The 18,877-nt window shown below is 61.5% G+C and carries 20 protein-coding genes; 11 read left to right on the top strand and 9 right to left on the bottom strand.

Annotated elements, in window-relative coordinates; translation table 11 throughout:
- Window positions 1-69 precede the first annotated feature (69 nt).
- From LQ215_RS13835 to LQ215_RS13800, 8 genes are all read left to right on the top strand, one after another.
- Window positions 70-2,994 carry a monovalent cation/H+ antiporter subunit A gene (locus LQ215_RS13835; protein WP_230150540.1) on the top strand — a complete coding sequence of 975 codons (2,925 nt, stop codon included), beginning with the start codon at window positions 70-72 and terminating at the stop codon, window positions 2,992-2,994.
- Window positions 2,994-3,338 (top strand): Na+/H+ antiporter subunit C, encoded by a 345-nt coding sequence (locus LQ215_RS13830; RefSeq protein WP_003202835.1) that lies wholly within the window; start codon window positions 2,994-2,996, stop codon window positions 3,336-3,338. The genes LQ215_RS13835 and LQ215_RS13830 overlap by 1 nt, the downstream gene beginning before the upstream one ends.
- Window positions 3,335-5,020, top strand: coding sequence for a monovalent cation/H+ antiporter subunit D (locus LQ215_RS13825; protein ID WP_230150538.1), 1,686 nt, complete (start codon window positions 3,335-3,337; stop codon window positions 5,018-5,020). Before LQ215_RS13830 ends, LQ215_RS13825 begins: the two co-directional genes overlap by 4 nt.
- Entirely contained in the window at window positions 5,017-5,505 is a 489-nt protein-coding gene (locus tag LQ215_RS13820) for a Na+/H+ antiporter subunit E (RefSeq protein WP_230150537.1), read from the top strand. The genes LQ215_RS13825 and LQ215_RS13820 overlap by 4 nt, the downstream gene beginning before the upstream one ends.
- Entirely contained in the window at window positions 5,502-5,780 is a 279-nt protein-coding gene (locus LQ215_RS13815) for a K+/H+ antiporter subunit F (protein ID WP_230150535.1), read from the top strand. Before LQ215_RS13820 ends, LQ215_RS13815 begins: the two co-directional genes overlap by 4 nt.
- Window positions 5,777-6,130 carry a Na+/H+ antiporter subunit G gene (locus LQ215_RS13810; protein WP_230150533.1) on the top strand — a complete coding sequence of 118 codons (354 nt, stop codon included), beginning with the start codon at window positions 5,777-5,779 and terminating at the stop codon, window positions 6,128-6,130. Before LQ215_RS13815 ends, LQ215_RS13810 begins: the two co-directional genes overlap by 4 nt.
- Window positions 6,131-6,441: 311 nt before the next feature.
- Window positions 6,442-6,849, top strand: a complete 408-nt coding sequence (locus LQ215_RS13805; RefSeq protein ID WP_230150531.1) for a hypothetical protein — start codon at window positions 6,442-6,444, stop codon at window positions 6,847-6,849.
- 18 nt (window positions 6,850-6,867) lie between these two features.
- A complete protein-coding gene (locus tag LQ215_RS13800) occupies window positions 6,868-7,272 on the top strand; it encodes a hypothetical protein (RefSeq protein WP_230150529.1) in 405 nt (134 codons plus the stop codon).
- A 108-nt stretch (window positions 7,273-7,380) separates the two neighbouring features.
- Here LQ215_RS13800 and LQ215_RS13795 read toward each other — a convergent pair whose 3' ends face one another.
- From LQ215_RS13795 to LQ215_RS13785, 3 genes are all read right to left on the bottom strand, one after another.
- Window positions 7,381-7,818, bottom strand: coding sequence for a DUF3995 domain-containing protein (locus LQ215_RS13795; RefSeq protein ID WP_230150527.1), 438 nt, complete (start codon window positions 7,816-7,818; stop codon window positions 7,381-7,383).
- Window positions 7,819-7,954: 136 nt separating this feature from the next.
- Window positions 7,955-8,965, bottom strand: coding sequence for an ABC transporter substrate-binding protein (locus LQ215_RS13790; RefSeq protein ID WP_058543314.1), 1,011 nt, complete (start codon window positions 8,963-8,965; stop codon window positions 7,955-7,957).
- Between the two features lie 185 nt (window positions 8,966-9,150).
- The gene (locus tag LQ215_RS13785; protein ID WP_003202850.1) at window positions 9,151-9,600 is read right to left on the bottom strand and encodes a hypothetical protein; all 450 of its coding nucleotides are present in this window, start codon (window positions 9,598-9,600) and stop codon (window positions 9,151-9,153) included.
- 427 nt (window positions 9,601-10,027) lie between these two features.
- Here LQ215_RS13785 and LQ215_RS13780 point away from each other — a divergent pair, with 427 nt between their 5' ends.
- The 3 genes from LQ215_RS13780 (at window position 10,028) to LQ215_RS13770 (ending at window position 10,950) form a co-directional block, all read left to right on the top strand.
- Window positions 10,028-10,264: a hypothetical protein gene (locus LQ215_RS13780; RefSeq protein WP_230150525.1), complete on the top strand. Its 237-nt coding sequence runs from the start codon at window positions 10,028-10,030 to the stop codon at window positions 10,262-10,264.
- A 131-nt stretch (window positions 10,265-10,395) separates the two neighbouring features.
- On the top strand, window positions 10,396-10,626 hold the full coding sequence (locus LQ215_RS13775) for a hypothetical protein (RefSeq protein ID WP_003202853.1): 231 nt from the start codon (window positions 10,396-10,398) through the stop codon (window positions 10,624-10,626).
- Window positions 10,627-10,713: 87 nt separating this feature from the next.
- Complete coding sequence (locus LQ215_RS13770; protein WP_003202855.1) at window positions 10,714-10,950, top strand: DUF2789 family protein; 237 nt, start codon at window positions 10,714-10,716, stop codon at window positions 10,948-10,950.
- Window positions 10,951-11,140: 190 nt separating this feature from the next.
- Here LQ215_RS13770 and LQ215_RS13765 read toward each other — a convergent pair whose 3' ends face one another.
- From LQ215_RS13765 to LQ215_RS13740, 6 genes are all read right to left on the bottom strand, one after another.
- Complete coding sequence (locus LQ215_RS13765) at window positions 11,141-12,364, bottom strand: methyl-accepting chemotaxis protein (protein WP_436839574.1); 1,224 nt, start codon at window positions 12,362-12,364, stop codon at window positions 11,141-11,143.
- 559 nt (window positions 12,365-12,923) lie between these two features.
- On the bottom strand, window positions 12,924-13,328 hold the full coding sequence (locus LQ215_RS13760; protein ID WP_003202859.1) for a TraR/DksA family transcriptional regulator: 405 nt from the start codon (window positions 13,326-13,328) through the stop codon (window positions 12,924-12,926).
- 326 nt (window positions 13,329-13,654) lie between these two features.
- Window positions 13,655-14,677: an ABC transporter permease gene (locus LQ215_RS13755; protein ID WP_057451073.1), complete on the bottom strand. Its 1,023-nt coding sequence runs from the start codon at window positions 14,675-14,677 to the stop codon at window positions 13,655-13,657.
- Window positions 14,678-14,711: 34 nt separating this feature from the next.
- Window positions 14,712-16,265: a sugar ABC transporter ATP-binding protein gene (locus tag LQ215_RS13750; RefSeq protein WP_230150521.1), complete on the bottom strand. Its 1,554-nt coding sequence runs from the start codon at window positions 16,263-16,265 to the stop codon at window positions 14,712-14,714.
- A gap of 77 nt (window positions 16,266-16,342) precedes the next feature.
- Window positions 16,343-17,269, bottom strand: coding sequence for a sugar ABC transporter substrate-binding protein (locus tag LQ215_RS13745; RefSeq protein WP_230150519.1), 927 nt, complete (start codon window positions 17,267-17,269; stop codon window positions 16,343-16,345).
- A gap of 346 nt (window positions 17,270-17,615) precedes the next feature.
- The gene (locus LQ215_RS13740; protein ID WP_230150517.1) at window positions 17,616-18,668 is read right to left on the bottom strand and encodes a Gfo/Idh/MocA family protein; all 1,053 of its coding nucleotides are present in this window, start codon (window positions 18,666-18,668) and stop codon (window positions 17,616-17,618) included.
- Between the last annotated feature and the right edge of the window lie 209 nt (window positions 18,669-18,877).

The following is an 18,877-nucleotide window of genomic DNA, read 5'->3' as shown; positions in this document are numbered from 1 at the left end:
ACCCTCGCGGTTGGTGATCGGGAATACGCCACGTATGATCCCTGCTACCCACCCGCCGAATAGAAGCCTATGTCACTGATAGTTCTATTGCTTTTGCCCTTCATCGGCAGTTGTGTCGCGGCGCTGCTGCCGCATAACGCCCGTAACGCCGAATCACTGCTGGCCGGCCTCATCGCCCTGGCCGGCACGGTTCAGGTGGCCTTGCTGTACCCGCAGATCGCCGACGGCGGCGTGATCCGCGAGCACTACGCCTGGTTGCCCAGCCTGGGCCTGGATTTCGTATTGCGCCTGGACGGGTTCGCCTGGCTGTTTTCGTTGCTGGTGCTGGGCATCGGCACACTGGTGTCGCTCTACGCTCGCTACTACATGTCGCCGGACGATCCGGTGCCGCGCTTCTTCGCGTTTTTCCTGGCGTTCATGGGCGCCATGCTCGGGCTGGTGATCTCCGGCAACCTGATCCAGATGGTGTTTTTCTGGGAACTGACCAGCCTGTTCTCGTTCCTGCTGATCGGTTACTGGCACCACCGTGCCGACGCTCGACGCGGTGCCTACATGGCGTTGATGGTGACCGGAGCCGGCGGACTTTGCCTGTTGGCCGGGGTGATGCTGCTCGGCCATGTGGTGGGCAGCTATGAGCTGGACAAGGTCCTGGCCGCCGGCGACCTGATCCGTGCCCATGCCCTCTACCCCATCCTGTTGCCGCTGATCCTGATCGGCGCCTTGAGCAAAAGCGCTCAGTTTCCGTTCCACTTCTGGCTGCCCCATGCCATGGCCGCCCCCACGCCGGTGTCGGCGTATCTGCACTCGGCGACCATGGTCAAGGCCGGGGTGTTCCTGTTGGCGCGGTTATGGCCGTCGCTGTCGGGCAGCGAAGAATGGTTCTACATCGTCGGCGGCGCGGGGGCCTGTACGTTGCTGCTGGGCGCCTACTGCGCGATGTTCCAGAACGACCTCAAGGGCCTGCTGGCCTACTCCACCATCAGCCACCTCGGGCTGATCACCCTGCTGCTGGGCCTGAACAGTCCACTGGCGGCGGTGGCGGCGGTGTTTCATATCCTCAATCACGCCACCTTCAAGGCCTCGCTGTTCATGGCCGCCGGGATCATCGACCACGAAAGCGGCACCCGCGACATTCGCAAGCTCAGCGGCCTGGTGCGGCTGATTCCGTTCACCGCGACCCTGGCCATGGTCGCCAGCGCGGCGATGGCAGGGGTGCCGTTGCTCAACGGGTTCCTGTCCAAGGAAATGTTCTTCGCCGAGACCGTATTTATTTCCGCCACGGCCTGGGTCGAACTGGCGTTGCCGATCATCGCCACCATCGCCGGGACCTTCAGCGTCGCCTACTCCTTGCGGTTCACCGTGGATGTGTTCTTCGGCCCCACCGCCACCGACCTGCCCCATACCCCTCACGAACCACCGCGCTGGATGCGCGCGCCGGTGGAGTTGCTGGTGTTCACCTGCCTGGTGGTGGGGATTTTTCCCGCCCAGGTGGTCGGCTCGCTGCTCGCGGCCGCCGCGTTGCCGGTGGTGGGCGGCACGCTGCCCGACTACAGCCTGGCGATCTGGCACGGCCTGAATGCACCGATGATCATGAGCCTGGTGGCCATGTCCGGCGGCATCGTCCTGTACCTGCTGCTGCGCAATCAGTTCCGGCAAGGGCACATCAAGCACCCGCCGCTCATTGGCCGACTCAGCGGCAAGCGCCTGTTCGAACGTTGCCTGGTGCTGATGATGCGCCAGGGCCGGCGATTGGAGCGCAAGATCAGTACACGGCGCCTGCAAGCCCAACTGTTTTTCCTGGTGCTGGCGGCGGTATTGGCCGGGCTGATCCCGATGCTGCACAGCACGCTGGTCTGGGGCGACCGGCCGAAGATCCCCGGCTCCATCGTCTTCGTCACCCTGTGGCTGCTGGCGATCGCCTGTGCCCTGGGCGCGGCCTGGCAGGCCAAGTACCACCGGCTCGCGGCCCTGACCATGGTCAGCGTCTGCGGCCTGATGACCTGTGTGACCTTCGTCTGGTTCTCCGCGCCCGACCTGGCCTTGACGCAACTGGTGGTGGAGGTGGTCACCACCGTGCTGATCCTGCTGGGTTTGCGCTGGCTGCCACGGCGGATCGAGGACGCCTCGCCCCGGCCCAACAGCGAGCGCCGCGCGCGTATCCGCCGCCTGCGCGACTTGCTGCTGTCCATCGCCGTCGGCGGCGGCATGGCGCTGTTGTCCTATGCGATGCTCACGCGCCAGACACCCAACGACATCTCGTCGTTCTACTTGAGCCGCGCCCTGCCCGAAGGCGGTGGCACCAATGTGGTGAACGTGATGCTGGTGGACTTTCGCGGCTTCGACACCCTCGGGGAAATCACCGTGCTGGTGGCGGTGGCCCTGGCGGTGTTCGCCCTGCTACGACGTTTCCGCCCACCGAAGGAAAGCATGCAGCTGCCGGCGCAACAGCGCCTGCTGGCACCGGATGTGGTCACCGACCTGGTCAACCCGCGCCATGCCAGCGACACCGCATTGGGCTTCATGATGGTGCCGTCGGTGCTGGTGCGCTTGCTGCTGCCGATCGCCCTGGTGGTGTCGTTCTACCTGTTCATGCGCGGCCACAACCAACCCGGTGGCGGCTTCGTGGCCGGGTTGGTGATGTCGGTGGCGTTCATCCTGCAATACATGGTTGCCGGCACCCAGTGGGTCGAGGCGCAAATGAGCCTGCGACCGCTGCGCTGGATGGGCACCGGACTGTTGTGCGCCACCGCCACGGGCCTGGGGGCGATGGCCGTGGGTTATCCGTTCCTGACCACCCACACCTGGCATTTCGAATTGCCGCTGCTGGGTGATCTCCATGTGGCCAGTGCGCTGTTCTTCGACATCGGCGTGTACGCCGTGGTGGTCGGCTCCACACTGTTGATCCTCACCGCCCTGGCGCACCAATCGGTACGGGCCCATAAACCGAGCCTGCACGCCAAACCCGTCGCCCCCGTCAAAGGAGCCACCGCCTGATGGAAGAAGTCATCGCAATCGCAATCGGCGTACTGGCCGCCTCCGGTGTCTGGCTGGTGCTGCGGCCACGGACCTTCCAGGTGGTCATGGGCCTGTGCCTGCTGTCCTACGGTGTCAACCTGTTCATCTTCAGCATGGGCAGCCTGTTCATCGGCAAGGAACCGATCATCAAGGACGGCGTGCCCCAGGACCTGCTGCACTACACCGACCCGTTGCCCCAGGCATTGGTGCTGACGGCCATCGTGATCAGCTTCGCCATGACCGCGTTGTTCCTGGTGGTGCTGCTGGCGTCCCGGGGCCTGACCGGCACCGACCACGTGGACGGTCGGGAGCCCAAGGAATGATGTTGACGCCTCATCTGATCGCGGCGCCCATCCTGCTGCCGCTGCTGACCGCCGCGTTGATGCTGATGCTGGGCGAGAAACACCGTCCGCTCAAGGCACGGATCAATCTGCTTTCCAGCCTGCTGGGCCTGGGCATCGCCGTGCTGTTGCTGTACTGGACCCAGGACCAGGCCCTGCCCGCGTCCATCGGCGTGTACCTGCCGGGCAACTGGCAGGCGCCGTTCGGCATTGTGCTGGTGGTCGATCGCCTGTCGGCGCTGATGCTGGTGTTGACCGGGATCATCGGCGTCTGCGCCCTGCTCTTCGCCATGGCCCGCTGGCACGGTGCCGGTTCGAGCTTCCACGCACTGTTCCAGATCCAGCTGATGGGCCTCTACGGCGCCTTCCTGACGGCGGACCTGTTCAACCTGTTCGTGTTCTTCGAGGTCTTGCTGGCGGCCTCCTACGGCTTGATGCTGCACGGTTCGGGCCGGGCGCGGGTGTCGTCGGGCCTGCATTACATTTCCATCAACCTGCTAGCCTCCTCGTTGTTCCTGATCGGCGCGGCGCTGATCTATGGCGTCACCGGCACGTTGAACATGGCTGACCTGGCCCTGAAAATCCCGCTGGTACCGGAGGCCGACCGCGGCTTGCTGCACGCCGGGGCCGGTATCCTCGCGGTGGCGTTCCTGGCCAAGGCTGGCATGTGGCCGTTGAACTTCTGGCTGGTGCCGGCCTATAGCGCCGCCAGCGCACCGGTGGCGGCGCTGTTTGCGATCATGACCAAGGTTGGCGTCTACACGATCCTGCGCCTGTGGACGTTGCTGTTCTCCGGCCAGGCCGGCGCCTCGGCGTATTTCGGCGCCGACTGGCTGGTCTACGGTGGCATGGCGACCATCGTCTGCGCCGCCATCGCCATTCTCGCGGCCCAACGCCTGGAGCGCATGGCGAGCCTGAGCATTCTGGTCTCGGCCGGGATCCTGTTGTCGGCCATCGGCTTCGCCCAACCGAACCTGGTGGGCGCAGCGCTGTTTTACCTGGTGAGTTCGACCCTGGCGCTCTGCGCGCTGTTCTTGCTGGCCGAGCTGATCGAGCGTTCGCGCTCGGCCAATGAGCTGGCCCTGGACGACGACTTCGACACCTTGCCGCGGCCACTGGAATCCTTGCAGCCGCCCAAGGGCATCAACCTCGATGACGAGCAAAAAGCCGTGGTCGGGCAAGTGATTCCCTGGACCATGGCCTTCCTGGGCTTGAGCTTTATCTTTTGTGCGCTGTTAATTATCGGCATGCCACCGCTCTCGGGGTTCATCGGCAAGTTGAGCCTGCTGAGCGCCTTGCTCAATCCCCAAGGGTTCGGAGCCAGCGCCGGGGCACCGGTGTCGAACCAGGCGTGGGGCCTGTTGGCGTTGCTGATCCTGTCGGGGCTGGCCTCGTTGATCGCGTTCTCGCGCCTGGGCATCCAGCGCTTCTGGACGCCGCAAGAGCGACCACCGCCGTTGCTGCGGCCGTTCGAATGCCTGCCGATCATCGTGCTGCTGGGCCTGGGCATCGCCCTGACCTTCAAGGCCGAGCCGTTGCTGCGCTATACCCAATCCGCCGCCGACGCGCTGAACACCCCGGAACATTACGTGATGTCGGTACTCGCTACCCGCGCCGTGCCCAACCCCGAAGCTCGCACTGCATTGCGAGAGGTGCAGCCATGAAGCGCCTGTTTCCCGCCCCGTGGTTGTCCCTGGCGCTGTGGTTGCTGTGGCTGGTGTTGAACATGTCCGTCAGCGCCGGCCATCTGCTACTGGGCGCGGCACTGGGCTTTCTCGCCCCGTTGATGATGCGCCCATTGCGACCCCGGCCCATCCGTATTCGCCGGCCGTGGGTGGTATTGCGCCTGTTCCTGCGCGTGGGCCGTGATGTGCTGGTGTCCAACCTGGCGGTGGCCTGGGAGGTGCTGAACGCCGGACGCCGCCCGCCTCGCTCGCGGTTCATCAAGGTGCCGCTAGACCTGCGCGATGCCAATGGCCTGGCCGCGCTGTCGATGATCACCTCGGTGATTCCCGGGACCGTCTGGTCGGAACTGGCCCTGGATCGCAGCGTCCTGTTGATACACGTATTCGACCTGGCAGACGAGGCGTCATTCATCGCGCATTTCAAGGCCACCTACGAGCACCCCTTGATGGAGATTTTCGAATGAGCCCGTTGCTGTCCCATGCGATCCTGTCGAGCCTGTTCCTGTTCTCCCTGGCGATGGTGTTGACCCTGTGGCGGCTGTTCAAGGGCCCTTCGGCCCAGGATCGGGTATTGGCCCTGGACTACCTGTACATCGTGGCGATGCTGATGATGTTGGTGCTGGGCATCCGTTATGCCAGTGACACCTATTTCGAGGCGGCGCTGCTGATCGCCCTGTTCGGCTTTGTCGGCTCCTTTGCCCTGGCCAAATTCCTGCTGCGTGGCGAGGTGATCGAATGACCGGCGAACTGTCGATGTGGGTGGAAATCCCGGTGGCGATCCTGCTGGTGCTCGGCAGCCTCTTCGCCCTCGCTGGAGCGATCGGCCTGGTGCGTTTGAAGGATTATTTCCAGCGCATGCACCCGCCGGCCTTGGCATCCACATTGGGGGCCTGGTGCGTGGCGCTGGCCTCGATCGTGTATTTTTCGGCGCTCAAGTCCGGGCCGGTGTTGCACGCCTGGCTGATCCCGATCCTGCTGTCGATCACCGTCCCGGTGACCACCCTGCTGCTGGCCCGGGCGGCGTTGTTCCGCAAGCGCATGGCTGGGGATGATGTACCGGCGGAAGTGAGCAGTCGCCGAACCGACTGACCGATATCTCGAGCCGGAACAGCTTGTGTGGCGAGGGAGCTTGCTCCCGCTGGGGTGCGCAGCAGCCTAAGACCTGTCACCTCGGTGTGTCGGGCTGATTGTGCTCAGCAGTTCTGGGTTGCCGGGGTTTAGTCGATAGCTGACCGCGAGAACCTCCGTTACTTATAAGGATTGAGTCGGCGACAACACCTGAAACGGTAACAACAAGCGACTTAATATTGGGGCGGCGAACATGTGTGCCGAGTACACATCAGCTCAGGTCAATATCCATCAGGCGGAGCTGGAGCACTCGGGCAAAAACAGGTCCGTCAATGAAAACTTCTTTTTTACCAAGGATGATTGTTTGGCTGACATATGGATTGGCGCTGAGCGGTTGCAGCCTACTCGAGCCACACTCACGAACAAGCTGGGAAACAGATTCGCGGGTGTCGACCCAAGAAGTTATGTCGTGCGCGCAAAAAACCATTCAAGCTTTATCAGTTAAGAACCTCAAATGGGAAACGACTGTGACTCGACTGGACATTCGCGGCGGGACATTCGAAACAGGCGACTATCCAAACCCTAATGCAACCGGATTAAGAGCCCGTGTCACTTTCCAGCCCGAAGCACATCAACTGACAGTGGACATTAAAGGCAGCGGCCCCTACTACATGGATCTCGGGGCCAAAAAGGGTGCAACGCACTTCAGGCGCAGCATGGAAAACTGCCTAGCCAGATAGTTTCTCAGAGGAAGAGCAATGAATAAAAAATTACTCTTTTGGGTCGCATTCTTGATGCTTCCAGGGTTTCCCACTGGCGTTTTTTCTCGCGAAATCGAGTGGAAGGAGAATGAGTCGGTTGTGAGGACCATAGAAGATCAAAAAGTAATCAGCGAGCGCACAGAGGCATTCAATAAAAGCTTGGAACACAAAGGCTATGCAGGCGCTATAAAAGACTGCTCTGACATCTATGACTTCCCTGTTGGGGTTGCAAGTGCAAACCATAGTTTTGGCAGCATTTGCACCTACCAACATGACCAAGCCACAGAAAAAGTTTTTGTTTGCAACGATCTAATGGTGGGGCATTTTGCGATGCTGTATGAATTTACTGATACGGACCAGTGGCAAGCCAGGGCCATTTTCGAGAACTGTTACGGCGGATAGGCAGACGTGTATTCAACCTTTTGGGGCTGCTACGCAGCCCAGCGGGAGCAAGCTCCCTCGCCACAAGGATTGCGGTGGGCTAGTTATTAGCCAGGGTGAGTTGGAAACTCAGGCCCACGCCACCGTCAGCAACCCGGCCCCGAGCACCACGCACAGCGGCGAATAGACCCAGGTGTCGAGCCTGGCGAATGTGGAGCCCTTGACCTCCTTGAAGAAACCCACCAGCTCCGACTCGCCAATGGCCCGGGCGAACATCAGCAAGGCGATCGCGCTGATCAGCCACTGCAACGCCCGATGGGTGACCGGCTGCGCCAGCAGGCCGACCCGCAGGCACACCAGCAGCGCCACCATCAGCAGTGCAACGGCCACCAGCAAGGTCAGCCAGCCCGAGGGGTTGAATGCCGGTCGCAGCGCCTCTCCCTGCTTCACCGCCACCTGAGGCACCACCGCCTTGGTCGCCCACCGCCCACCCAGGGCCCAATACATATGAATCAAGCTGATGGTCGCAAACACTGCGACCAGCGACCGAGCCAATAAAAGCGTCATTCGCCAGCCTCCTGAAAAAGGTTGAACACTCATCCTAGCTCGAATTTGGCATTTCGCTGGATGGGTGCAGGTTGCCAGTTTCCAGCGAATGACTCATTGCTCAGGATCAAGAGTTCAACCTGCCGGCACGCGAGGCCTAGAGACCGGCAGACACCTTGTCCGCCACCTCCTTGGGCAGCCAGGCCTGCCAAACCTGCGGATGCGCCTTGAGGAACGCCTCGGCGGCTTCACGGGGTGGCGTGCGCTTCTCGCTCATGTCGGCCAGAGCCTTGTTCAACGGTTCGATGGGCAAATCCACCTTGCTGAAGAACTCGGCGATGTCCGGGTGTTGCTTCTGGAACGGCGCGGATACGCCAATCGAGAGTTTCGAGGCCAGTGAACGGGTCGGCTTCGGGTTGGGGTTATCGGCGTCGGTCAGGGTTTTCCAGGCCTCGGCATCGAACGGCGGCTCTTGCAACTGCACCAGCTTGAAGCGCCCGAGCAGGGGCGTGGGCGACCAGTAGTAAAACAGGATCGGCTTGCCCCGGCGGATCGTCGAGCTGATTTCCGCATCCAGCGCCGCGCCCGAACCGCTGCGAAAATTCACGTAGCTGTCAGACAAGCCGTACGCTTTGAGCTTCTGTTTGTTGACCACCTCGGAAGTCCAGCCAATGGGGCTGTTGAGGAACCGGCCCTTGTCGGGGCTCTCCGGGTCCTTGAACACATGCTTGTAGCGCGCCAGGTCTTCGACACTGCGCAGGTCCGGCGCCAGGGGCTTGATGCCCTTGGCCGGGTCGCCCTTGATGACGTATTCGGGCACCCACCAACCTTCCGTCGCGCCTTTGACCGTATCACCCAAGGCGATCACCTTGCCTTCGGCCTCGGCCTTGACCCACACCGGGCTGCGGCCGGCCCATTCCTCGCCGATCACCTGGATGTCGTTATTGGCCAGGGCGGTTTCCAGGGTAATGGTGGTGCCCGGTAATGTGTCAGTCTGCAACCCGTAGCCTTTTTCGACGATGATCCGCAGGATATCGGTGATCAGGCTGCCACTTTCCCAGTTCAAGTCGGCAAAGTGGATCGGCGCTGTGGCAGCCGACGCCGGTAGGGGTGAAACCAACACAGCGAAGGTGGCCCAGGCAGCCAGCCACTGTCGAACTCGTTTCATGCTTTGCACCTCATGCCAGATACAGCAATAGCTGAACGGCCCTGCGTAACCGAACGCAAGCCCTGAATAGTTCAGTCAATTGACTGTAGCCGAGGTTCCAGCGAGATCCTGCAAAACTGTCAGCGGTTTGGGCGCACAGCCTCACAAGCCCGATGCCTACGTGCTCTTCAGCGGCCCCGAAACGGTCACTCACTGGCCTTGAAGGTCACCAGCTCGCCCTTGCGCCACTTGGCGGCCTTGGCGGTGACCGCCTTCAGGGTCTTGGTCAAGCCTTCTTGCAGTTGTTCGTTGGCCGCAAACACGGTCACCACACTGTGGCCTTCCTTGAACAGGATTGCCTGACCACCGGGGGTCGTGACGAAGGCGTAATCGCCCAGGCCATAGACCGTCAGCTTGATTTCGCGAAAGCGGATTTCAAACTTGCCACCTTCACGGCTGGGCAACACCGCTGCGCGAAAATGATCGCCAACCTTGAGTTCGAGCCTGGGCTTGTCATCGACCACCAGCGCCGACTCGGTGTCGATTTCGGCGACATAAATACCTTCGGCGGTCTGCTCGGTGATGTAGACGAAACGTGACTGGAAGAGTTTGACCAGTTTTGCCCGCAGGTCACCAAGTACGAATAACGCATGCATGTCGAGATTACTTACTGCCAAGGAAACATCCCCATCTTTGAAAAAGGCCCGCCCTGCACAAAGGACGGACCACGAGAACCCGTGCCGACTGTAGCGTCGTAATGGACCTGTAACTGAAATTCGAAGTGAACGGCGCGCCCTGTCCCGGGCCGAGAGCAGACTAAAGGTTGCCGCTCTCGCCGTCTTTTCCAGGAGATCGCCAGAGGCTGAAGGAAAAAGCCACTTGGAGCATCGGAAAAGATGGGACTACTAACTTTAGGGAAATTTCTCACTTAAAAAAGCATTTTTCTGACATCGAGCCCAAAAAAAATTGCTTTAGATAGGCGCAACCGTCCACACGACACTGCCGATTCTAGAGCAGCTGAAGGCGTGGAGACTACTCGAAGTCCCCGACAATTCGTCGGTAAACCATGAAAAGGAATTCACAATGGCCACTTTCACCACCCAAGCCCTCCCCGCCGCGCCTAGTATCGTTGAACCAGCCAACAGCCTTGACGGAGCCGATTGCCTGCCAATTTCGTTGATTCAACCGCGTTATCGGGTGGTCTTGGCCGGCAAGTGTTTTTTTCACATTGAAGAAACATCGACTGGACGTGTAAGAGGATTCCGCACCGACCATAACGAGGCCTGCTACCTGGCCAGACGCCTCGAAAACAGCGTCTGAAGCGCATATATGCCCGTCCATGACTTAACTCAGCCGCCGACGGGCAACTGCTGCCATACTGCCCGCCCAGCGAAGACCGCCGTAAATCGGCGGATCGCGCACCCATAATGGTTTCGAGGAGAAGGCGCGACGTGACGGAATTTGATATTGGCGAGTTTTTTATCCGGGGTGAAGCCAGAGAAGTCGAAGGCGAGTTCCAAGCCGTCATCGTGATGCGTGCCAAGCCACCCTTGACCACCGTCAGTTGCCATCAGGTGGAGAAGGATCGCTGGTTCAAGACTGCGGAGATCGCGGCCGAGGCTGCCAGGGAAGCGGCCAAGGCCTTGAAGGCCGCCGTGGACGAAGGAGCCTTGAAAGCCTGAGCCCGATCGAACTCCTGACGAGCGCTTGCCTCAGATAAAGGTAAGCACCGAGGCGCCACGACGGCGCCCCACTCAAAGGAGACTTTCATGGAACAACCTTCCCACGAACTCAAGACCCTGTTCGACCAACTGGGCCTGCCCTCCGACGACAAGGCCATTGACGATTTCATCATCGCCCACCCGCTGGCCCCGGAGATCAAGCTGGTGGAGGCCGATTTCTGGTCGGACCAGCAGAAAGACCTGCTTCGGGAATGGCTGCTCGCCGATGGCGAAGAGGCGGTGCTGGTGGATCAACTGAACGTGCGTCTGCACGACGGCAAATAGAATGGACTGAATACACCATCGTTTTTGTGGCGAGGGAGCTTGCTCCCGCTGGGGTGCGAAGCAGCCCTGAGACCTGTCACCTTGGTGGGGCAGGTTGATGGGGTTCAGCCTTTTGGGGCTGCTGCGCAGCCCAGCGGGAGCAAGCTCCCTCGCCACAAAAGCGCCCTTGCCACATCCGTGGCGTTGATGCCTACCGCGCCTTCTCGGGTTTGTAGCCCAAGCGCAAACCACCCCAATGACGTCCCTTGAGCATGATCGGAACCGAGAGATCGTGCATCAACTCCCCCGTGTCGCGGGTGTAGGTCTGGAGCAGCACCGGCTGCTGGTGGCTGCCGCAGCGAATCCCGGTGCGGTCGGAGAATTTGCGCTTGGTGCGGTTATTCAGCGTGTCCACCTGGGGATCGCCCGTCAGCGGCTGGCTGAAGACCTTGTTATGGGTCGGCACGTAGCCCTGCTGGGTGCAGGCAATCGCAAACACCAGGCCCTCATGCCGGGCAAGCAAGGGCTCCTGGATCGCCGGCAGTACCTGGTCGGTGTAGCGGTCGAAGCGGGTCTGGAATTTGGCTGGCTGGGTATTGGGGATGGGCTGGTAGTTACGATCGAACAGGTCCTCCAGGCTGACGCGGCCTTGGTCGATATCGGCTTCGAACTGCGCAGCGATCTGGCTCGCCCCTTCCCGGGCCAGGTCGTAGACCCGTTGGTGATAATCGTCGAGGCCCACCTCGGCCAGGCGTTCGCTGATGGTTTCGGCCTGGCCTTCCATTTGCACCGCCGCCTCGGCCAGCCGCTGGGTCTGCTGGTCGCTGATGGATAGGTCGCCGCGCATCTGCTCGATGGCGTGGAACAGGCTGTCGAGTTGTTCGCGATTGGTGTCGGTGCCTTGGGCGATGGCGCTGACCTGGGTTTCGACGCCGGCGGCGAGCCGGGCGATGTTTTCCAGATGCTGGCCGGTGTGCTCGACCTGCTGCACGCCAATGTCCAGGTCAGCGGCCAGTTGCCGGATCTGCTCCACCACCTGGGCGGTGCGCTGCTGGATGTCGGCCACCATCACCCCGACCTCGCCGGTCGCCGCAGCCGTGCGCCCGGCCAGGCCTCGTACCTCATCGGCCACCACTGCGAACCCACGGCCATGCTCACCGGCCCGGGCCGCCTCGATGGCCGCGTTCAGCGCCAGCAGGTTGGTCTGGCTGGCGATCGACTGGATCACCAGGCTGACCCGCTGGATTTCATCGCTGCGCACACTCAAGGCCTCGATCAACTCACGGCTGTCGTTTGCGCGCTGGCTGAGCTGGTGCATGCGGCTGATGGACTCCACCAGTTCGCTGCGCCCGGCCAGGCTGCTGCGATGGGCCTCGCTGGCGGCGCCCAGGGCTTGCTGGCTGAGTTGCGAAGTGGCTTGCTCGGTGGCGATCATCGATTCGGCATTGCTGACGATCTGCGCCGCCGCGTCGAGTTGGGACTGGACCTTGCCGGCCAGTTGCTTGACCGAATAGGCGACACCGGCCGCTGACAGCGCGTTATGGCTGGTGGTGTAGGACAGGTCGCGGGTCAGTTCGGCCAGCGTGTCGGTCGCGGGCGTGGGCGCCGCGGCCACGCGCGAACGCAGGCGCGGCAACCAGACGATGAGCATGACCAGCGGCAGGCCCAGGTACAACGACCAGCCGCCCAGGGCCATGCCGCACAACAGCAATGCCAGGGCGAGACTCTGCAAGGTCGGCGTCAGCCAGCGCGCCGTGCTTTTTGTCTGAGGTACCGAGGCCGGCACCGCACCCGTCAGCGTTCCGTCTGTCGCCATGTTCGTCACCCACATTCTCGTTGTTATAACCGCATTAAACGCCACTACAGAGCCATTATCCATGGTCCATTAGTCGCGTTCTTGCAGCAGATCAACGGGAGTAGACGAACGAGCACGGGCGAAAGCAAAAGATCGCGGCCTTCGTCAAAAGGTCGCGATCTTTTTTGGAAAACCCGAATCAGGCCTGACGCTGGTGCTTGTCGATCTGTTCGTGACGTTCCTGGGCTTCGATGCAGTACTTGGTGGTCGGGCTGATCAGCAGGCGCTTGAGGCCGATCGGCTCGCCGCTGTCGTCGCACCAGCCGAAGCTGTCGTCGTTGATGCGGTCCAGGGCCTGCTCCAACTGAGGCAGCATGCGCTGGTCGCGATCGATGGCGTTGACCAGCCAGGTACGCTCTTCTTCTACGGAAGCAGCGTCCGCCGGGTCTGCCGGGGTGTCCAGGCTCTCAATGGCGATTCGGTTCTGTTCGATGCGCTCGTGGGTTTCGACTTTCATGTTCTGCAACAGCTTGGTGAAGAAAGCCAGCTGCTCGGCATTCATGTAGTCATCCGCCGGCATGGCCAGCAACTTTTCCTTTGTCATTGATATCTCTATAAAAAAACGTGCATTAAGGCGAATTATGGAGCGTCCCGCAGCGCAGCTGCCGCGCTCATCAGGAAGGCGCCGTCGATTCCAAGCGCCACCCGGCACTCAATTTACGAGGGGCGGCAGTCTAAGGCCGAGTCGAGGCCTCAGCAACTGAAAACATAGGGAAAATGTCCGACAACCCCTTCAAATGTTCTCTGACAGGCTTTTGGCAGTCATCGGAGTGCGTTTATAACAAGAAATTCGGTGCAATAGCTGTATTAAGAAGACAAATGGCAACGCCACGCGGGTCAGGCGTGGCGCTTTGTCGCAACTTCCGGGGCTCAGCGCTTGAGTTTGCGCTTGTTGCGATACTGGTCGATGACCACCGCCACCACGATGATCAGCCCTTTGATGATGTCCTGGATGTAGGCATCGACCCCGACAAAGGTGAAGCCGCTGGCCATCACCCCAAGGATCAGCGCCCCGATCACGGTGCCGGTGATGCGCCCCACCCCGCCCGCCAGGCTGGTGCCGCCGATCACGGCCGCGGCAATCGCGTCCAGCTCATAGGACATGCCCATGCCCGCCTGCCCCGTCGCCGCCCGCGCCGAGGCCACCACGCCGGCCAACCCGGCCAGCAACCCGGCGATGCTGTAGACGATCACCAGGTGGCGCTTGACGTTGATGCCTGAGGTGCGCGCCGCCTGCATGTTGCCGCCGATGGCGTAGGTGTACTTGCCGTACTTGGTGTAGCGCAGGGCGATGTGGAAGATCACCGCCACCACCAGGAAGATGATCACCGGCATCGCGCCATGGCCGATGGCGGTGTAGGAATCGGACAACATGCTCACCGGCTGACCTTCGGTGTAGTAGCGTGCCAGGCCACGGGCCGACACCATCATGCCAAGGGTGGCAATAAAGGGAGGGATGCCGGTGATGGCAATGATGCTGCCGTTGATCGCCCCGGCCAGCAGCCCTACGCCGAGCCCCGCTACCACCGGGATCCACACCGGCAAGTCCGTCAAGGAGGGAAACACCGCCCGGGCGAAATCAGACGTCTGGGCCAGGCTGGCGGCAATCATCGCCGACAGCGCCAGCACCGAGCCGGACGACAGGTCGATACCCGTGGTGATGATCACTTGGGTCACGCCGATGGCCAGCAGGCCGATGATCGACACTTGCAGGATCATCAGCACCAGGCGCTGGGAGTTCATCAGGAAACTCTGGTCGCGCATGATCCAGCCGAACATCTCGAAGACCAGGCCGATGCCGATCAGCACCAGGAATATACTCAGTTCCGTCGGCAGTCGCCGGCGCGCCCGGGCCGGTGCGGCCGCGGGTTTGTTTTCCAGTATCGCGTTCATAACCGTTCACCTTGTTTATCTGGGCTGACGGGCATCAGGACAGGCCCGAGGCCAATTGCATGACTCGTTCCTGGGTCGCTTCGCTGCGGTCGAGGATTCCCATCAGGTCGCCTTCGTGCATCACCATGACCCGGTCGCTCATGCCCAGGACTTCCGGCAGTTCCGAGGAAATCATGATCACTGCCATGCCTTCGCTGGCGAGGTAGGCAATCAGCCGGTAGATCTCGGCCTTGGCACCGACATCGATGCCACGGGTCGGCTCGTCGAGGATCAGGATGCGCGGGTTGGTCATCAGCCAGCGCGCCAACAGTGCTTTTTGCTGGTTACCACCGGACAAGGTGTCGATGCACTGTTCCAGCGACGGGGTCTTGACCCGCAGCTTCTTGCACATGTCCTCACACAGCGCGCGCAGGGCTTTCTGCTGGATGAAGCCGTTGCCCACGTAATGGGGCAGCACGGCCATCTCCATGTTTTCCAGCACCGACAGGCACGGGAACAGGCCACTGAGCTTGCGGTCCTCGGTCAACAGCGCGAAGCCTTTCTCGATGGCCATGTGCGGGTCGCTGATGCGCACCGGTTGGCCATCCAGCCGGATTTCGCCGCCGGTACTGGGGGTCACGCCGAAAATCGCCTCGGCGACGTTGGTCCGACCCGAGCCCATCAGCCCGGCGATGCCCAGGATTTCCCCGGCATGCAGGTCGAAGGACACGCCTTTGAAGATGCCGTCCAGGCTCAGGTCGCGCACCGACAGCACCAAATCGCCGATAGGTTGCTCCCGCACCGGGAACAACTGGCTCAGTTCGCGCCCGACCATCATCGAAATCAGGCTGTCACCGTCCAGGCTGTCGGCCCGTTGCAGGCCGATGTAGGCGCCGTCGCGAAACACCGCCACTTCATCGGCGATGGCAAACACCTCGTTCATTTTGTGGGTGATGTAGATGATGCCTTTCCCTTGGGACTTGAGGTCGGCAATGATCGAGAACAGGTGGGCGACTTCGGTCTCGGTGATGGCCGAGGTCGGCTCGTCCATGATCAGGATGTCGGAGTCGTAGGATACGGCCTTGGCAATCTCCACCATCTGCCGCTCGGCGATGCTCAGGTTGCCCACCTGCTCCTCGGGGTCAAGCTTGATGCGCAGGCGCTCCAGCAGCCGGGCGGTGCAGCGATGCATCTCGCCATGGTCGACCATGTGCAGGCCGTTGAGCTGTTCGCGGCCGATCCAGATGTTTTCGGCGATGCTCATGTGGGGCATCAGGTTCAGTTCCTGATGGATCATCGCGATGCCGGCCTGCAAGGCCGCCAGCGGCGTGTCGAACGTCACCGGCTTGCCGCGCAGGCGCAGTTCGCCAGCGTCCGGCTGGTAGATGCCGGCGATGATTTTCATCAAGGTGGATTTGCCCGCGCCATTCTCGCCCATCAGGGCCAGCACGGAACCGGGGCGTACCCGCAGTTGTACATCGGACAGGGCCACCACGCCGGGAAAGCCTTTGCTGACATTGACGACTTCCAGCAGATACGGTTCATCAGGTATTACGTCCGGCCGGAAAGCCATCGCCGGGGCGCTCGAAGCAGTCGCTGAAGCGAACATGATCAGGTACTCCCTCGGCAAGGTCGGCGTTGCAACCTTGCCTGTTTATTGTTGTGGTGGGACCGGTGCGTCAAACGTCATTTGAACTGATCGACATTTTCCGGCGTGATCAGGCGGTAAGGCACCCAGACGGACTGTTCGACCGTTTGTTTCTTGACCATTTTCACGGCCGTGTCGATCGAGCCATCGGCCTGGCCCTTGGCGTCCTGGAATACCGAGACGGCCATGTCGCCTTTCTTGATGGCGTTCAAGCCGTCCGGTGTGCCATCGACCCCGGCAATCAATACGCTGCCCTTCTTGGTGCCCGCTTGCTTGAGGGCCATGGCGGCGCCGATGGCCATCTCGTCGTTGTTGGACACCACGGCATTGAAATCGCGGCCCTGGGTCAGCCAGTCGTTGACCAGGGTCATGCCCTTGTCCCGGGACCAAGTGCCCGTCTGCTCCTGCTCGATCTTGATGTCAGGGTATTTGGCCAGCACTTCCTTGACGCCCTTGGTGCGGTTGGTAGTGGAGTTGTTGGCCAGGTCACCCAGCAGGATCACGATGTCGCCTTTGCCGCCCATCTTGTCGGCCAGGTATTGCATCTGCATGCGCCCGGCTTCCAGGTCATCGGAGGCCACGGTGACCACACCTGCTGGCAACTTCGGATCATCCGGACGGCGGTTGACGTACACCAGTGGGATACCGGCGGCCACGGCGGCCTTGGTGATGCGCTGGGTCGCGGCGGTGTCCACCGGGTTGACGATGAGCGCGTCGACCTTCTGGCTGATGAAGCTTTCCACCTGGCTCAGTTGCTTGACCACATCACTGCGCGCGTCTTCGAACTGCAGCGTGACGCCGTCTGGCAGGGACTTGGCTTTCTTGTCCATGGATTCGCGCAGGTAAGTCAACCAGGTGTCATCGAACTGGGACATGCTGACGCCGATCTTCAGGTCCGCCAGGGCTGCGCCGCTGGTGAGCATCAACGACAGGGCCAGCGAAGCAATACGGGTCTTGGTCTTCATGAACGGTCTTTCTCCACTTTTTTGTTGGTTTTATGGATAAGGCGTGACGGATCAGGAACGGGGCAAGGGCACGATGGGCGCGCCGGGCATGCAACACACCACGGCGCCCTTACGCTGGATACACAGGGATTCGAACAGGGGGAGGACTGCGGACAGGCGCAGCAGATGTGGCAAGTGAAACGCAGAGCGGCTGAAGGTTTTCATCGACGGTACCTAGCTGTGTTTCTTGTTTTTGTTTCGTCCGGCATCCGTTCAAGGCTGGCTTGGCGGGAGACAGACAGGATTGTCGGTAACCTGGAATCGACTTTATTGGAAAATATTTTCCATATCAACTCATTTTAGAATTTTAATCGTTTTTTATTCCATGGCCGATAGGCGCGGCCAAAACCACCACTTCGCCCCGCTCGGCACTCTGCCTGGCAGCATCAAGGATGCGCGTGGTCGCCAGTGCGTCACGGGCCGCCACCGGCAGCGGGCCAGTGCCCTGCAACGCGGTTTGCAGGTGTTGGTAGAATGCCAGCCAGCAGCCGCGCTCCGAGGTCACCCGCTCGCGCTCGGTGCCGTGTTCGAACCAGCCCCAGCGCCGATGCTCTTCTGCCCCCCAGCGTTCACCCTCGGTCGCCGGGCTCAACCCGGCCAACGCCTGGGCCTCCTGTCCATCCAAGCCTTCGACGGTGTAGCAACCCTGGGTGCCGCTGACCCGAAAGCGCGGACGCGCTGCGTTTTGCACACAGTTGCCGCTCAAGTGGGAAACCACGCCGCCGGCATGGGTCAAGGACATGAAGAAGCCGTTGTCGAACACCTGGTCGGGCTGGCGGTAGTCCAGTTCGGCGTAGACCCGCTCCACCGGTCCGAACAGTTGCAGCGCCTGGTCCACCAGGTGGCTGCCCAAGTCGCGCAGGAACCCGCCACCGCTGCCTTTGCCGACCGAAGTCGGCGAATAGCGCTCGACGCTGGATTCAAAACGAATGACCTGCCCCAGGGCGCCGGACGCCAGCAGCTTGCGCAGGGTCAGGAAATCCGAATCCCAGCGACGGTTCTGGTACACGCTCAACGGCACGTTGTGTTGTTCGGCGGCCATCACCATCGCCTCGGCCTGTGCGGCATCCCAGGCAAAAGGCTTGTCGCTGACCACCGCCACGCCGAGGTCGATGGCTTGCATCACCACCGCCGGGCGACCGTCCAGCGGCGTGGACACCACCACCGCGTCAACGCCCGTTGCGACCAGTTGTTCGAGGGAGTCGAAGGCTTGGACGTGGGGATAATCACTCGCCAGTTGCTGGCGTCGCTCGGCAGACCGGGTCACCACGCCGACGAACGTCGCCCCGGGCAGACTGCTGATCAACGGCGCATGAAAAAACCGCCCGCCCTTGCCGTAGCCCACTAGTCCGATTCGCATGAAAGCTCCTTGTTTGTCACTGAATGAATGCAATCCCTGTGGGAGCCGAGCTTGCTCGCGAAGACGGCGGGCCTGCCAGTATCATGTCGACTGACCCACCGCTATCGCGAGCAAGCTCGGCTCCCACAGTTTGTTCTAGGGTGACTGCGGGAACTCTGCGCACCACAGATCCCCTGTGGGAGCGAGCCTGCTCGCGATAGCGTCGGCCC

Source organism: Pseudomonas brassicacearum (assembly GCF_918698105.1).
In the GTDB taxonomy this organism is placed as follows: Bacteria; Pseudomonadota; Gammaproteobacteria; order Pseudomonadales; family Pseudomonadaceae; genus Aquipseudomonas; species Aquipseudomonas brassicacearum_F.
This window is presented reverse-complemented; position numbering and strand designations above follow the sequence as displayed.

Bases quoted from the DNA above. Each gene is read 5' to 3' on its own strand.
- LQ215_RS13815 (WP_230150535.1), top strand. From the start codon at position 5,502: ATGAGCCCGTTGCTGTCCCATGCGATCCTGTCGAGCCTGTTCCTGTTC.
- LQ215_RS13750 (WP_230150521.1), bottom strand. From the start codon at position 16,265: ATGTTCGCTTCAGCGACTGCTTCGAGCGCCCCGGCGATGGCTTTCCGG.
- LQ215_RS13820 (WP_230150537.1), top strand. From the start codon at position 5,017: ATGAAGCGCCTGTTTCCCGCCCCGTGGTTGTCCCTGGCGCTGTGGTTG.
- LQ215_RS13825 (WP_230150538.1), top strand. From the start codon at position 3,335: ATGATGTTGACGCCTCATCTGATCGCGGCGCCCATCCTGCTGCCGCTG.
- LQ215_RS13810 (WP_230150533.1), top strand. From the start codon at position 5,777: ATGACCGGCGAACTGTCGATGTGGGTGGAAATCCCGGTGGCGATCCTG.
- LQ215_RS13760 (WP_003202859.1), bottom strand. From the start codon at position 13,328: ATGACAAAGGAAAAGTTGCTGGCCATGCCGGCGGATGACTACATGAAT.
- LQ215_RS13785 (WP_003202850.1), bottom strand. From the start codon at position 9,600: ATGCATGCGTTATTCGTACTTGGTGACCTGCGGGCAAAACTGGTCAAA.
- LQ215_RS13795 (WP_230150527.1), bottom strand. From the start codon at position 7,818: ATGACGCTTTTATTGGCTCGGTCGCTGGTCGCAGTGTTTGCGACCATC.
- LQ215_RS13765 (WP_436839574.1), bottom strand. From the start codon at position 12,364: ATGATCGCCACCGAGCAAGCCACTTCGCAACTCAGCCAGCAAGCCCTG.
- LQ215_RS13830 (WP_003202835.1), top strand. From the start codon at position 2,994: ATGGAAGAAGTCATCGCAATCGCAATCGGCGTACTGGCCGCCTCCGGT.
- LQ215_RS13770 (WP_003202855.1), top strand. From the start codon at position 10,714: ATGGAACAACCTTCCCACGAACTCAAGACCCTGTTCGACCAACTGGGC.
- LQ215_RS13805 (WP_230150531.1), top strand. From the start codon at position 6,442: ATGAAAACTTCTTTTTTACCAAGGATGATTGTTTGGCTGACATATGGA.
- LQ215_RS13745 (WP_230150519.1), bottom strand. From the start codon at position 17,269: ATGAAGACCAAGACCCGTATTGCTTCGCTGGCCCTGTCGTTGATGCTC.
- LQ215_RS13780 (WP_230150525.1), top strand. From the start codon at position 10,028: ATGGCCACTTTCACCACCCAAGCCCTCCCCGCCGCGCCTAGTATCGTT.
- LQ215_RS13800 (WP_230150529.1), top strand. From the start codon at position 6,868: ATGAATAAAAAATTACTCTTTTGGGTCGCATTCTTGATGCTTCCAGGG.
- LQ215_RS13740 (WP_230150517.1), bottom strand. From the start codon at position 18,668: ATGCGAATCGGACTAGTGGGCTACGGCAAGGGCGGGCGGTTTTTTCAT.
- LQ215_RS13835 (WP_230150540.1), top strand. From the start codon at position 70: ATGTCACTGATAGTTCTATTGCTTTTGCCCTTCATCGGCAGTTGTGTC.
- LQ215_RS13755 (WP_057451073.1), bottom strand. From the start codon at position 14,677: ATGAACGCGATACTGGAAAACAAACCCGCGGCCGCACCGGCCCGGGCG.
- LQ215_RS13790 (WP_058543314.1), bottom strand. From the start codon at position 8,965: ATGAAACGAGTTCGACAGTGGCTGGCTGCCTGGGCCACCTTCGCTGTG.